Source organism: Stappia sp. BW2 (genome assembly GCF_008107695.1).
In the GTDB taxonomy this organism is placed as follows: domain Bacteria; phylum Pseudomonadota; class Alphaproteobacteria; order Rhizobiales; family Stappiaceae; genus Roseibium.
Genome location: NZ_VIRG01000066.1, coordinates 991,397 through 1,005,185 on the forward strand (window position 1 = coordinate 991,397; position 13,789 = coordinate 1,005,185).

A 13,789-nucleotide genomic window follows, 5' to 3' on the forward strand; every position below is an offset into this window, starting at 1 on the left:
AAGAGCTCGAACGGGAAATTTCAAGCTTCCTCGCAGGAAGCACACGTTACGTCGGGCCTTCTCAGGCCTCCTCAACAAATGGACCAAAAGGGAGCCATTAGGTATGTTGACCAGAATAGTGACCGGACTAGCGGTCGCAGGCATGGCCTGCACAGCGCTGTCAGGCATGGCCTTCGCCCAGGACGCGAAGAAACCCAACATCCTCTTCATTGTTTCGGACGACACCGGCTACGGCGACACGGGTCCGTATCTGGGCGGTGAAGCGCGTGGCATGCCGACGCCGAACATCGACCAACTGGCCGACGACGGCATGATGTTTACTCATTTCTACGCCCAGCCAAGCTGTACGCCAGGGCGTGCCGCCATGCAGACAGGCCGCATTCCCAACCGCTCCGGCATGACGACCGTGGCGTTTCAGGGCCAGGGCGGCGGACTTCCGGCTGCCGAGTGGACGTTGGCATCGGTTCTGAAGACCGGTGGCTATGACACCTATTTCACTGGCAAGTGGCACCTGGGGGAAGATGATTACGCCCTGCCCAATGCCCAGGGCTACGACGTGATGAAACACGTCGGCCTCTATCACCTCAACGCCTACACCTATGCCGATCCGACCTGGTTCCCGGATATGCCGGAAGACTTGCGCGAGATGTTCGCAAAGGTCACCAAGGGATCGCTGTCCGGCAAAGCCGGTGAAAAGCCGACCGAAGACTTCAAGATCAACGGCCAGTATGTGGACACGCCGGACAAGGGCGTGGTCGGCATCCCCTTCTTTGATGGCTATGTCGAAAAAGCGGGGCTCGAATTCCTGGAGGAGGCTGCCAAGAAGCCGGATACGCCGTTCTTCATCAACGTCAACTTCATGAAGGTGCACCAGCCAAACATGCCTGCACCCGATTTCAAAGGGAAGTCGATCTCCAAGACCAAATATGCCGATTCCGTCGTCGAACTCGACGCGCGTATCGGCAATCTGGTCAAGAAGCTCGACGAGCTCGACCTTGCGGACAACACGATTGTCTTCTGGACGACGGACAACGGCGCCTGGCAGGACGTCTATCCGGATGCCGGCTATACGCCTTTCCGCGGGACCAAGGGCACCGTGCGTGAAGGGGGCAACCGCGTTCCGGCAATCGTCCGCTGGCCCGGTCACGTCAAGCCGGACACCAAGAGTGCCGCTGTCGTCGGAGGTCTAGACCTGATGGCCACTTTCGCTTCCGTCGCGGGCATCACCTTGCCGACCGAAGACCGCGAAGGCAAACCGATCATCTTCGACAGCTACGACATGACACCTGTCTGGGAAGGCACGGGAGATTCCGGCCGCAAAGCCTGGTTCTATTTTACGGAGAACGAACTGTCGCCGGGCGCTGCCCGTGTCGGCAACTACAAGGCTGTGTTCAACCTGCGCGGCGATGATGGCGCATCTACCGGTGGACTTGCCGTCGACAGCAACTTAGGATGGAAGGGCGCGGAAAGCTATGTTGCAACTGTTCCGCAGATTTTCAATCTGCTTGCCGATCCGCAAGAACGCTACGACATGTTCATGAACAACTTCACCGAACGCACGTGGTACCTGCCGGTGATCAATGAGGAAGTGAAAAAACTCGTTGAATCCTACATCAAGTACCCGCCGCGGAAGCTGCAGAGTGAAGTTTACACAGGGCCGATTACTTTGACCCAGTATCAACGCTTCAAGTACGTTCAGGAGGCTCTTGCCAAGGACGGCTTCTCAATTGGTCTGCCGACCGGAAACTGATCTGAACACGCCGACAGTGTCCGCCCCCGATCAGTGACGGGGCGGACATCAACCAGAAATCACCATATCGGAAGGTCTCAGCCATGAACGCCAGATCACTCTTCAAAACGTTGGTGCTTTGCCTGGTGGCAATCAGCGTCTCGGCGGCAGGAGCCCTGGCCCAATCCGATCCGTTACCGTCCTGGAACGATGGCGCAAACAAGCAGGCAATCGTGGAGTTCGTCGAAGCCGTCACGGCGGAAGGCGGGGCGGACTATGTGATACCGGAAAACCGGATCGCCACCTTTGACAATGATGGCACCTTGTGGGTCGAACATCCCATGTATACCCAGCTTGTCTTCGCACTCGACCGGGTAAAGGCCATGGCGCCGGACCACCCGGAATGGAAGACGACCCAGCCGTTCCAGGCCGTTCTGGAAAACGACATGGAAGCCCTCGGCAAGGCTGGCGAAAAGGGGTTGATGGAAATCATCGCTGCCACCCATGCCGGCATGAGCACCGACGCGTTCGAAAAGACGGTCACCGACTGGATCGCAACCGCCAAACACCCGAGGTTCGACAAGCTCTATACCGACCTTGTCTATCAGCCGATGCTGGAACTTCTCGCCTATCTGCGTGCCAACGACTTCAAGACCTTCATCGTTTCCGGTGGCGGCATCGAATTCATGCGTCCGTGGACCGAAAGGGTCTACGGGATTCCGACCGAGCAGGTGGTCGGCTCCTCTATCGTCACGGAATACAAGATCATCGACGGCGTTCCCACCTTGATGCGAACCCCCAAGATCGCCTTTGTTGACGACAAGGCCGGCAAGCCCGTGGGTATCCTGACCCACATCGGCAAGCGCCCGCTGGCAGCCTTCGGCAACTCCGACGGCGACTATCAGATGCTGCAATATACGACCGCCGGTTCCGGCAAGCGCCTCGGCATGTTCGTCCATCACGACGATGCAGTCCGGGAATATGCCTATGATCGCGATACCCATTTCGGGATGCTGAGCAAGGGCCTTGACGACGCTTCGAAAGAAGGGTGGCACATCATCAGCATGAAAGACGACTGGAAGCAGATCTTTCCGGACTAGATCTGCGGGAAAGACACGATTTGGTGCCGGCAGACGCAGACCTCTCGCGTTATCCGGCGGATACGATGGAAAGGTTTGAGCGCCCAGAATGCTGTTCACCCGATTGCTCGCCGCGCTCATTGCAACGCTCTGGCTGCAGAGCGCCATTGCTGCCGAAAACCTGTCTCCCGCTGTCCCGGACTATGCCGGCACAGCCGCCTGTACCGGCTGCCATGAAGCCGAAGCCAGCGCCTGGCGCAGCTCACACCATTCCAGGGCCTGGATGGAGCCCGGACCGGATACGGTCGACGCGGACTTCGACAATTCCGAGTTCACGCACAAGGGGCGCACCAGTCGCTTCTTTACCCGGGACGGCGACTATTTCATCGAGACGAGCGACGTTCCGGGAAAGACGCAAACCTTCAAGGTGATTGGCGTCGACGGGATTGCGCCGCTGCAGCAGTATCTGGTTGAAACGGAACCTGGGCGGGTTCAGTCCTTCGACGTGGTGTGGGACCAGCAGAAGAAGCGCTGGTACCACCTTTACGGCGACGATGCGCCTCCACCGGCAGACGGTCTGCACTGGACCGGTCCTTACAAGAACTGGAACGCCCGCTGCGCCGAGTGCCACTCCACCGGTTTTGAAAAAAACTATAACCCCGTCACCAGAACCTATTCCAGCCGGCAGGCGGAAATCGGGGTCGGTTGTGAAGCCTGCCATGGTCCGGGAGCTGCACATCTGGCCTGGGCGAAAGACCCGGAGACCTATGCCGAAAGCCCCTTCCCGGGAACCGGCCCGTCCGGTCTTCTGCCGGTGTTTGCAAAAGGCCAACCGGAAGCGGAAATCCAGCAATGCGCAGGCTGTCATTCACGCCGCGAAGCCTTTGACGACGGCAATCCGGTGCCGGGTACTCCGTTCCATGACGCCTATCGACTGTCACCGCTGCGCGCAGGCCTTTATCACGCGGATGGGCAGATCCTTGACGAGGTCTATGTCTACGGCTCGTTCCTGCAGTCGAAGATGTACGCCAAGGGGGTAAGCTGCAGCAATTGTCATGAGCCACACAGCGGAGAATTACGTGCGGAGGGCAACGCCGTTTGTACCCAGTGTCATAGCCCTGCGGGCAACAAGGCCTTCCCGTCCCTGACGGCCAGGCTCTATGACGATCCTTCACATCATTTCCATCAGCCTGACACGCCGGGCGCTACGTGCAAATCGTGCCACATGATCGAGCGCGTCTATATGGGTATCGATGGCCGGAGGGATCATTCCTTCCGTGTTCCGAGGCCGGATCTTTCTGAAAAGCTCGGAACGCCGAATGCCTGCAACGATTGCCATACCGACAAGTCCGCCGCCTGGGCAGCAAAGGAACTTGAAAAGCGCTTTCCGGACAGCCGCCACCGCGGCCCGCATTTTGCGGAGATCTTTTCAGCCGCGCGGCAGGACCCGGGCGTCAACGCCGCGGACCTTCTGGCGGTTGCTCACCAGGCGAGCTATCCGGGCATCGTGCGGGCGAGCGCGCTGGACCTGTTGCTGCCGGTTGCGACACCGGAGATTGCCGAGGCTGTCACCGACCTGTTCGCAGATCCGGAGCCCATGGTCCGTGCCGGGGCGCTGGCGCTGCAACAGCAGGTACCGCCACCCCAGCGACTTCCCCGGATCATTCCTGCCTTGAGTGACCCGGTCAAATCCGTGCGGATTGCGGCAGCACGCCTCATGATCGGCGCGCCCATCGCCCACATGCCCGAAAAAATGGCCGATGCAGCCTCCAGCGCCACAGCCGAATGGCAGCAATCGCTCGCGAACAAGGCGGATTTTCCGGAGACCCAGCTCGTGCTGGGCGGAACGGCCCTTGTCCTTCGTAACATTCCGGCGGCAATTGCGGCTTTCGAAGAGGTCACCCTGCTGGATCCGCAAATGATCAATGCCTGGGTGATGCAAGTGCGCATCAAGATGGCCATCGGCGACATGGCGGGAGCGCAGCTGAGTCTGCAAAAGGCTTTGGTTGCCAATCCATCCGATCCGACGCTGAAATCCTACAAACAGCAACTTTCGCAACAATAGAGCACAAAAGGCGTGATATACTTCCGATTGCTTTTTCCTGAAATACATCCGCCACACCTGAAAGACATATCCGGGTGTCATTGATGATCGGGCACCCGTCACGACGGCTAGCGGCCCTGGACATGGAAGGCACATACCATGAAGCAGTTGTTTGTTCTGGGCGCTCTCGCGCTTTTCTGCCAGATGGCGCCGGCAGGCGCCCAAGATGCCGACCTTGCCAAGAAGCTCTCCAATCCCGTGGCATCGCTCATCAGCGTTCCATTCCAATGGAACTACGATCATGGATTTGGTCCGTCGGACGGCAACAAGGTCACCTTGAATATTCAGCCGGTGGTGCCCATCACGCTCAACGAGCACTGGAACCTGATCTCGCGGACGATCGTTCCCGTGGTCTGGCAGGACGATATCGCCGGGAATTCAGGCACGCAGTTTGGTCTCAGCGATACCACGCAGAGCTTCTTCTTTTCACCCAAGGAACCGACGTCCGGCGGGATCATCTGGGGTCTCGGTCCGGTGATGTTGCTGCCAACAGGCACCGATGATCTGTTGAGCTCCCGCAAATGGGGCGCGGGACCGACAGGCGTTGTCCTGCGTCAGTCAGGCCCCTGGACCTACGGCGGCCTTGCCAACCATGTCTGGTCCTTTGCGGGCGACGGTAACCGCAGCGACGTCAACTCGACCTTCCTGCAGCCGTTCCTGTCCTACACGACCAAGGACGCCTGGACCTTCACGCTGAACTCGGAAAGCACCTATAACTGGACGTCGAACGAATGGTCGGTGCCAGTCAATGCCATGGTCGCCAAACTTGTGACGATAGACAAACAGCCCATCAGCCTTCAGGCGGGGGTTCGTTACTACGCGGTCAGTTCGGACAACGGTCCGGAAGGCTTCGGCGCACGAGCTGCAGTCACGTTTCTCTTCCCGAAATAAGTGCCATTCGTTTCAAGCGCGAATTGCGGACAAAAGACTTGAGATCAAAAGGCCGCTCCCTTCACCAGGACCGGCCTTTTTCTGTCGTGCAACGAAAGCAGCACCAAATCAGGTCGAGACATTCGCCGCCTTGCGGTCCACCTTCCAGCCTTCCCGCGCTGCCTTCCACTCCAGCCAGGTGAAGCAGAGAACGATGACGGCCTGTGCCAGCAGGAACATCCAGCCGAGCATGTTGGGCGAAACCAGGCCCGTCAGCGGCAACAGCAGGCTGGCCACGGTCCAGAGAAGATTTCCGATGATAACCAGGCTTGACGCCCAAGTGGGCACCGGCTCCGCGACCGCAAAGACCGCCATGAGCACCGCCACGGGAAACAGCGCCACGCCTGCCCAGAACAAAAGGCTGGCGGGAAGTGCCGTCAACCCGGCAATCCATCCCGAAGCCCCGACGAGCAGGATACCCGTCACTGCGCAGACGAGCGCGTCAAACCGCAGAACAATCTGTAGCGGAACAGGTTTATTCGATTTGGGCATTTTCGGTCTCCACTCCTCGCGGCACGCCTGCACGGTGCGGGCGGCGACGAAGAAAGGATTGCCAACCGATGTTCTGAAGTCGATTACTTTGGAGGTAATTGAATTATCGCGAGCGAAACGGCAGGGTAATGCTCATGAAGCGGACAAATGAGACGGCGGGCGATCTGCTGCGTCAATGGCGTCAGCACCGGCGGTTGAGCCAGCTAGCGCTGGCAAGCGAAGCGGACATCTCGCAGCGGCATTTGAGCTTTCTGGAATCCGGACGCTCGCGTCCAAGCCGGGACATGGTGATGCATCTGGCCGAACAGCTGGATGTTCCCTTGCGCGAGCGCAACGCCATTCTGGTTGCCGCCGGCCATGCTCCGCAGTATCCGCAGCATGATCTGGATGAACCCGAACTGGCTGCGGCAACCGCCGTTGTCCGCCGGATCCTCGACGGGCATATGCCTCATCCGGCTCTTGCCGTGAACAGATACTGGGAGCTGCAAGCCGCCAATCAGGCGGTCTTTGCTCTGTTGGACGGCATCACACCACACCTTCTGGAAGCACCGGTAAACGTGCTGCGCCTCAGCCTGCACCCTGATGGACTGGCCCCACGTATCCTCAATCTCGGCGAATGGCAGACCCATGTTCTGGCACGCCTGGCACATGAGGTCGATCAATCGGCTGACCCGAAACTGGCCGCCCTTCGGGACGAGCTTGCCGCAATGGTTCCAGATGAGGCAGACGAATCCCGCAAACCAAATCCCTTCCCCGAAGGACGCATTGCCGTTCCGCTTTATCTGCAAGGCCCAAATGGGCCCTTGAGCTTCCTGAGCACCACGACGGTGTTCGGCACGGCGGTGGATGTCACCTTGTCTGAGATCGCCATCGAGGCGTTCTTTCCGGCAGACGAGGAAACGGCACGGCAGATGAATGCGTTGAGTGCTGGAAGCGCAGGCGGCCGTTCCTGAGGTGCCCTCAGGTCGCCAAAACGGATGCAACGGCGCGGCGTGCCAGGGCGGCACTGCTGTGTTTGCGCCTGCATCTTTCAACCGAACCCGCCGATGGGCGGGTTCGATTTCGAAAGTGATTTAGGCAAGCGCCGCGATGACGATGATCTCGACCTTGTATTCCGGCGCTGCCAGCTTGGATTCACCAGCTGCACGGGCCGGCGGATTGGCCGGGTCAACCCAGGCGTCCCAGATCTTGTTCATCTCGGCAAAGTCCTTCATGTCGTCCAGCCAGATGGTGGCCTGAAGAATGCGGCTCTTGTCGCTTCCGGCCTGTGCCAGAAGAGCGTCGATGCGGTCCAGAATGGTCTGGGTCTGGTTGGTGACAGTGTCGCCCGGATTGCCGACCTGGCCGGCGAGATAAACGAGATCGCCGTGGATGACGGCCTGGCTCATGCGCGGGCCAACTTCCAGCCGTTTGATGTCGGACATGATTGAATTCCTTCTAGTCTTGAAAGAGACGCCCGCTCAGAACAAGCGGGCGGGATCGAGAGCGGTCACGACCTTTTCGGGCAGCTCGCTCGGGTGCCTGAGACAAAGATCCGCAACGAGCCGGGACAGCGCTGGCGCCGTTTGTACGCCGTAGCCCCCCTGACCGGCAAGCCAGAAAAACCCTTCCGCGTCAGGCGCGAAACCAACCACAGGTGTGCGATCCGCAACGAAGCTGCGCAAGCCCGCCCAGTTCCGCTCCACGCGGGTGACAGGCATGGTCACGGCCTGTTCAAAGCGATGCAGGCCTTCGGCCAGAACCATGTCGTCAGCCCAGGCATCATGCGGTTCGACGGGATCTTCATCGGCGGGTGACACCATGAACTTTCCTGCGTCCGGTTTGACGTACCATTGCTCCGACGCACTGGCGACGAGCGGCCATTTCGTAATATCGACACCGTCCGGAGGTGGCACGATTGCGGCCGAGCGGCGCATGGGCACGAGCCCTATCTTCCGAGCGCCCGCGAGACCCGCAATCTGATCCGCCCAGGCTCCGGCGGCATTGATGAGAACCGGAGCCTCAAACACGCCCTTGGGCGTTTCGACACGCCACCTGTCTCCGCTCCTGAGAATGCGCTGTGCCGGTGCTTCCATGACGAACCGTGCCCCGGCCTTGCGTGCAAGCCGCGCAAAGCCCTGCAACAGCCGGTCGACGTCGATATCCTGCGCGTCCCGCTCGATGGCGGCGGCAGCAATGCACTCCTTGCGGAGCAACGGAAACAGGGCAACGGCTTCGTCCGCCGTCAGGACCTCCATGCCTTCGGTACCATCCAGATATGCCTGGAAGGCGTCCAGTTCGTCCTCGGTCGCAATCAGCATTTCCCCGCGGGGCGACAACAGGCTGTCGTCGGAAATTCCTTCCGGGCTCTTCAGAACCGGTTCAGAAGCCGCATTCAATGCCCGCAAGGTGGCATTGCCGTAGTTGCGGATGAAGATGGCAGCCGAGCGGCCGGTCGCGTGACGGCCGAGCGCATCTTCCATTTCCAGCACGGTGACTTTCGCTTCCGGAGCAAGCCGCGCAGCGGCGCCAGTTCCGGCGATGCCCCCACCGATGATCAGAAAATCCGATGTTTCGATCATGCGTCCTGAAACCCTGTCAGGAAACTGGTGAGGTTTTGGCCCAGTTCTTCCGACAAGTATCCGCCTTCCTGCACGAGCAGCACCGGCAGCCCGAGCTTCGCGATAGCGGCACCGATCCGTCCGAACCCGGGCGTCGTGATAGCCAGTCCCTTGAGAGGATCGTTCTCGTAGGCATCAAGCCCCAAGGCAACAACAAGAACGTCGGTGCCGAATGCCCTGATATGATCGAATGCCGTTTCCAGGGTTTTCAGATAGTCCTCATCGCCCGTGCCGCGCACGAGCGGCAGATTAAGGTTACAGCCTCGTCCAGCGCCCTCGCCGCGCTCATGGCCGTGCCCCCAGAAGAACGGATAGAACCGTACCGGATCGGCATGCAGCGAGACGGTGAGCACGTCACCGCGCTCATAGAAGATGCCCTGCGTGCCGTTGCCGTGGTGGACATCGATGTCGAGGATCGCCGGCCGCTTGCCTGCCTTCAAAAGCCTTTCGGCGGCAATGCCGGAGTTGTTCAGAAAACAGAAGCCGCCCGCCAGATCGCCAAAGGCATGGTGGCCGGGCGGGCGCGACAGCACGTAAGCGGCCTGCTCCCCGGCTGCCATCAAGTCCGCGCCGTGAATTGCGCTTTGGGCAGACCAATAAGCCGCCTCCCAGGTGCCCGCGGCGATGGGGCAACTGGTATCGGCCTGGTGGAAACCGGCCTGACCGACTGCCGAGCGCGGATAGCTTGCCGTGCGTCGGTCCGGATGAATGTTCGGGATAACCTCGTCAGAGGCTCCCTCGATCCGGCTCCAGCGCTCATGAATCGTTTGAAGAAACACCAGGTATTCCGCCGAGTGGAGCGCGGCAATCGGACCAAGACCATGATCTTCCGGCTGCTCGAAACGGCAGCCGGCCGCTTTGGCTCCTGCTGTCAGGACCTCGATGCGTTTCGGCTGTTCCGGATTGGCCAGCCGGGTTCCGTTCGCCATGAAATGCTTGGGGTCGTGCGCCCATTGGCGGTCGTCGAAAATGGCTTTCATGAGCGGTGCCTCAATTTGTCGAATGCAGGTGCGCGCAGGTCGAAGACGGTTTCCCCTTCCCGAGGCGTAAAGTCGAGCCGTTCATAAAAACGGCGAGCATCCGGATTGTCGTGATAAACGGCGAGACGCAGAAAAACCGGGGACCAGCTTTCAGGCGCAAGGTCGAGGCTCGCGGCAAGCAGACGCTGGCCCAGCCCTTCTCCACGCGTGTCGCCATCGACCCATAGATCGGAGACATAGAGACCGCAACCGCCGCGCGTCGTCGAGAAGATCGGCGAGGCCTGCAGGACACCGAGCGTTCGGCCGTCAGAGTTCCGGATCGCCAGCAGCGCAAAAAAGGCTGGCGCCTCCATGAAACCGTGGCGGATGACGTCGTCGAGACCGGCGACATGGGTATCGCCCATATCGGCGGAAAGCCGGAGCAATGCCGCGTGAAGCCTTTCGGCATCATCCCGCTCCGCGCGTCTGATCGTAATGCCGCTCATGATCAAAAGGCCGTCCCGCCGGCGCCCTTGAGACCAAGCATCTGCCTGGCGTCCTCAGGCGTCGCAACCTTGCGTCCAAGCTCTTCGACAATCTTGCGGATCTTGGTGACCTGCTCCGCGTTGGAGCGGGCAAGTGCCCCCCTGGCGATATACAGATTGTCTTCCAGACCGACGCGCACATGACCGCCCATGCTGGCGGCAATTGTCGCAAAGGGGATCTGCTGGCGGCCGGCCGCCAAGACGGAGAACAGATAGTCGTCACCGAACAGCTTGTCGGCCATCCGTTTCATGTGCTGCAGGTTCTCCGGATCGGCCCCGATGCCGCCCAGAACACCGAAGACGAACTGGATGAAGAACGGCGGTTTGACGAGCCCCCGGTCTGCGAAGTGGCGCAGCATGTAGAGATGCCCGACGTCATAGCACTCGAACTCGAAGCGGGCACCGCGCTGCTGTCCCATCTGGGTCAGCACGAATTCGATGTCGCGCGGCGTGTTCTTGAAGACGAGATCGTCCGTGCCGCGCAGGAACGGCTGCTCCCAGTCGTGCACCCACGTGTCGTAGCGGTCGGCCAGCGGATAGAGCGCGAAGTTCATCGTGCCCATGTTGAGCGAGCACATTTCCGGCTCGGCATTCAGAGGACCGGCAAGCCTGTCCTCCAGGCTCATGATGGCGCTGCCCCCGGTCGACAGGTTGAGCACCGCGCCGCAACCTGCCTTGACCTCCGGCAGGAAGGCCATGAAATCCGCTTCCCGGGCCGACGGCTGACCCGTTTCGGGGTTGCGTGCATGCAGGTGCAGAATGGCCGCGCCGGCCTCGGCAGCGCCGATGGCCTGGCCCGCGATTTCTGCAGGTGTCACAGGCAGATGGGGTGACATTGTGGGTGTGTGAATGGAGCCCGTGATGGCACAGGTGATGATGATCTTGTCTGTCATGTCTTTATTTTAGCTGGCTCTGGCCTGTTGCTGCGAAATCCTGTCGAGGAACTGGCGGAGAGAGAGGTCGAGGCCTTCGATGATCTCGGCGACATGATCCGGGGTCGAGATCATGGGCGGCGCGATCAGGAAATGATCGCCGCTGTAACCACCTCGCGTTCTGCGGGAATAGATGATCAGGCCGTTTTCATAGGCAATGTCGACCAGCTCGTTGAAGGCGTTCAACTCCTTGGCAAGCGGCCTCAGGCTTGCCCTGTCCTCGACCAGTTCGAACGCCAGCAGCAGCCCTTCGCCGCGCACGTCGCCGATGATCGAATAGCGGTCCATCAGCTTCTTCAGTTCGCTCTTCAGGAGCGCTCCGGTCGTGGCTGCGTTCTGGCAGAGGTTTTCCCGCTCGATCTCCTCCAGCACCGCAAGACCGGCCGAACAGGCAAGCGGATTACCGGCATAGGTGAAGCCATGTAGGAAACCGCCATTGTCGAGCACATTGGCGACAATGTCCCTGTGCGCGATCATGGCCCCGAGGGGTGAATAGCCTGCGGCAAAGCCCTTGGAGATGACCAGAATATCCGGCTCGACATTCCAGTGTTCGCCGGCGAAGAATTTGCCGGTGCGCCCGCCTCCGGTCATGACCTCGTCATGGATCAGCAGGACCCCGTAGCGCGTGCAGATCTCGCGGATGCGCTGCATGTAGCCTTTCGGCGGTACGAGCGCGCCGGTGGAAGCGCCACCAATCGGCTCGACGATGAAGGCGAGGATCGTCTCCGGGCCTTCGGACAGGATCTTTGCCTCCAGCATGTCGGCATAATGCTGCCCCGTTGCCTCGTCGTCCGGGTCCAGTCCGTCGAGATAGGCACGCGGCGCCGGAATCTTCGGCATCGGCCGCATCATCGGATCGAAAGGTGCGGTGAGCGGCGCGTAGCCCGTCAGGGCCAGCGCCCCGAGTGTGCAGCCGTGATAACTCGGCTCGCGCGAGATGATCTTGTAGCGCTGCGCCTCGCCAATCGCGACCGCGTTCTGGCGGGCGAGCTTCATGGCGCTTTCCACCGCTTCCGAACCACCGGAAACAAAGAACACCTTCTCCAGCCCCTCAGGTGCCAGCTCGGCTGTCCTGGCGGCCAGAAGCTCAGCAGGTTCGGTTTCGAAGTGGAGGCGATAACCGAAGGTGGACTTGTCCATCTGCTTGCGCATTGCCTCAAGCACGCGCGGGTTGGAATGGCCAATGTTGCAGACCATCGCCCCGGAGGAGCCATCGAGATAGCGCTTGCCATCGACATCCCACATGTAGACGCCGCGCGCCTGATCCAGCACGGGCCGGCGCTGGCGGGACTGATAGAACAGATGAGAGGTTTGCGGACGGCTCATGTGGCAGCTCCCGGCAGGGCTGCGCAGTCACGCGGGCGGAAGCGGACGGAAACGTCCGAACCTTCCTGAAAAGGATGCTGATCGATCATGTTGATCACCTGAAGCTGCTGGTCGCCGACACGCACGAAATATCGCGCCGCCTGACCCTGGTAGTCCACCGCCTCGACCTTGCCGTCGAGCGCGATGCGATCATCCACCGGAGCGGATTTTTCCGTCAGTAGAAGTTTTTCCGCCCGAATTACAAGCTGCGCAGGACCAGGCTGCGACAGGTTGGGCGCTTTTTCCTTCGGCACGTTGACCTTGCCGAAGTGAGGCAGTTCGAGAGACAGCTCCTGCCCGTTCACCGCCTGGCAGGTGGCAGGCAGAATGTTGGAAACGCCCAGGAAACGCGAAACGAACTCGCTTGCGGGGGTGTTGTAGACGTCCTGCGGCGTGCCGATCTGCTCCACCCGCCCGTTGGACATCACGACGATCCTGTCGGACATGGCAAGCGCTTCGGACTGGTCGTGGGTGACGAAGACGGTGGTAATACCGATCCGGTGCTGGATGCGCTTCAGCTCCACGCGCATGTCCTCGCGCAGGTTGGCATCAAGTGCGGACAGCGGCTCGTCCAGCAACAGAACATCGGGTTCGATGACGATGGCCCGCGCCAGGGCGATACGCTGCTGCTGGCCGCCGGAAAGCTGTTTGGGATAACGGTCGCTGACGTGGGGCAGTTGCACCAGTTCCAGCGCGTCGCGCACTTTCTTTTCGGCATCCGTTTTCGAAATATCGCGGTACTTCAGGCCGAAAGCCACGTTTTCTGCAATCGTCTTGTGCGGGAACAGCGCATAATTCTGAAAGACGAGACCAAGGTTCCGCCTGTGGATCGGCACATCGTTGATGCGCTGGCCCTTGATGGTGATGTCGCCTTCGGTGGGGTCGATGAGACCGGCAATCATCCTGAGGGTCGTCGTCTTGCCGCATCCTGAGGGACCGAGCAGCGTGACGAAGCTTCCGTCCGGGATGTCCATGCTCATCCGATGAACGGCGGTGAAGCTGCCGAACGTCTTGACGATGTTGTTGAGGGAAACCGCGCTCACGCAAATTCTCC

The 13,789-nt window shown here is 60.4% G+C and carries 13 protein-coding genes; 5 read left to right on the top strand and 8 right to left on the bottom strand.

All coding sequences use genetic code 11. The annotated features are described in order from the left end of the window. Positions 1-142: 142 nt before the first annotated feature. From FMN63_RS16025 to FMN63_RS16040, 4 genes are all read left to right on the top strand, one after another. Positions 143-1,750, top strand: coding sequence for an arylsulfatase (locus tag FMN63_RS16025; RefSeq protein ID WP_148585610.1), 1,608 nt, complete (start codon positions 143-145; stop codon positions 1,748-1,750). Positions 1,751-1,833: 83 nt separating this feature from the next. Beyond that, positions 1,834-2,829 (top strand): HAD family hydrolase, encoded by a 996-nt coding sequence (locus FMN63_RS16030; RefSeq protein WP_162530055.1) that lies wholly within the window; start codon positions 1,834-1,836, stop codon positions 2,827-2,829. Positions 2,830-2,917: 88 nt separating this feature from the next. Then, a complete protein-coding gene (locus FMN63_RS16035; protein ID WP_148585043.1) occupies positions 2,918-4,873 on the top strand; it encodes a multiheme c-type cytochrome in 1,956 nt (651 codons plus the stop codon). Between the two features lie 183 nt (positions 4,874-5,056). Beyond that, positions 5,057-5,803, top strand: coding sequence for a transporter (locus FMN63_RS16040; protein ID WP_286192688.1), 747 nt, complete (start codon positions 5,057-5,059; stop codon positions 5,801-5,803). Positions 5,804-5,911: 108 nt separating this feature from the next. Here FMN63_RS16040 and FMN63_RS16045 read toward each other — a convergent pair whose 3' ends face one another. Then, positions 5,912-6,334: a hypothetical protein gene (locus FMN63_RS16045; RefSeq protein ID WP_148585046.1), complete on the bottom strand. Its 423-nt coding sequence runs from the start codon at positions 6,332-6,334 to the stop codon at positions 5,912-5,914. A 134-nt stretch (positions 6,335-6,468) separates the two neighbouring features. On the opposite strand from FMN63_RS16045, the gene FMN63_RS16050 reads away from it, so the two are divergent. Next, complete coding sequence (locus FMN63_RS16050; protein WP_148585048.1) at positions 6,469-7,287, top strand: helix-turn-helix domain-containing protein; 819 nt, start codon at positions 6,469-6,471, stop codon at positions 7,285-7,287. A 120-nt stretch (positions 7,288-7,407) separates the two neighbouring features. On the opposite strand, the gene FMN63_RS16055 is transcribed toward FMN63_RS16050, so the two are convergent. The 7 genes from FMN63_RS16055 to FMN63_RS16085 are packed head-to-tail and all read right to left on the bottom strand — an operon-like array spanning position 7,408 to position 13,778. Next, positions 7,408-7,758 carry a RidA family protein gene (locus FMN63_RS16055; protein ID WP_148585050.1) on the bottom strand — a complete coding sequence of 117 codons (351 nt, stop codon included), beginning with the start codon at positions 7,756-7,758 and terminating at the stop codon, positions 7,408-7,410. A 36-nt stretch (positions 7,759-7,794) separates the two neighbouring features. Continuing rightward, positions 7,795-8,895 (bottom strand): NAD(P)/FAD-dependent oxidoreductase, encoded by a 1,101-nt coding sequence (locus FMN63_RS16060; RefSeq protein ID WP_148585051.1) that lies wholly within the window; start codon positions 8,893-8,895, stop codon positions 7,795-7,797. Then, the gene (locus FMN63_RS16065) at positions 8,892-9,914 is read right to left on the bottom strand and encodes a histone deacetylase family protein (protein WP_148585052.1); all 1,023 of its coding nucleotides are present in this window, start codon (positions 9,912-9,914) and stop codon (positions 8,892-8,894) included. The genes FMN63_RS16060 and FMN63_RS16065 overlap by 4 nt, the downstream gene beginning before the upstream one ends. Then, positions 9,911-10,399 carry a GNAT family N-acetyltransferase gene (locus FMN63_RS16070; protein ID WP_148585053.1) on the bottom strand — a complete coding sequence of 163 codons (489 nt, stop codon included), beginning with the start codon at positions 10,397-10,399 and terminating at the stop codon, positions 9,911-9,913. The genes FMN63_RS16065 and FMN63_RS16070 overlap by 4 nt, the downstream gene beginning before the upstream one ends. 2 nt (positions 10,400-10,401) lie before the next feature. Beyond that, entirely contained in the window at positions 10,402-11,331 is a 930-nt protein-coding gene (kce, locus tag FMN63_RS16075; protein ID WP_148585054.1) for a 3,5-dioxohexanoate:acetyl-CoA acetone transferase, read from the bottom strand. 9 nt (positions 11,332-11,340) lie between these two features. Next, on the bottom strand, positions 11,341-12,696 hold the full coding sequence (locus FMN63_RS16080; protein ID WP_148585056.1) for an aminotransferase family protein: 1,356 nt from the start codon (positions 12,694-12,696) through the stop codon (positions 11,341-11,343). Further along, complete coding sequence (locus FMN63_RS16085; protein WP_148585058.1) at positions 12,693-13,778, bottom strand: ABC transporter ATP-binding protein; 1,086 nt, start codon at positions 13,776-13,778, stop codon at positions 12,693-12,695. The genes FMN63_RS16080 and FMN63_RS16085 overlap by 4 nt, the downstream gene beginning before the upstream one ends. Positions 13,779-13,789 lie beyond the last annotated feature (11 nt).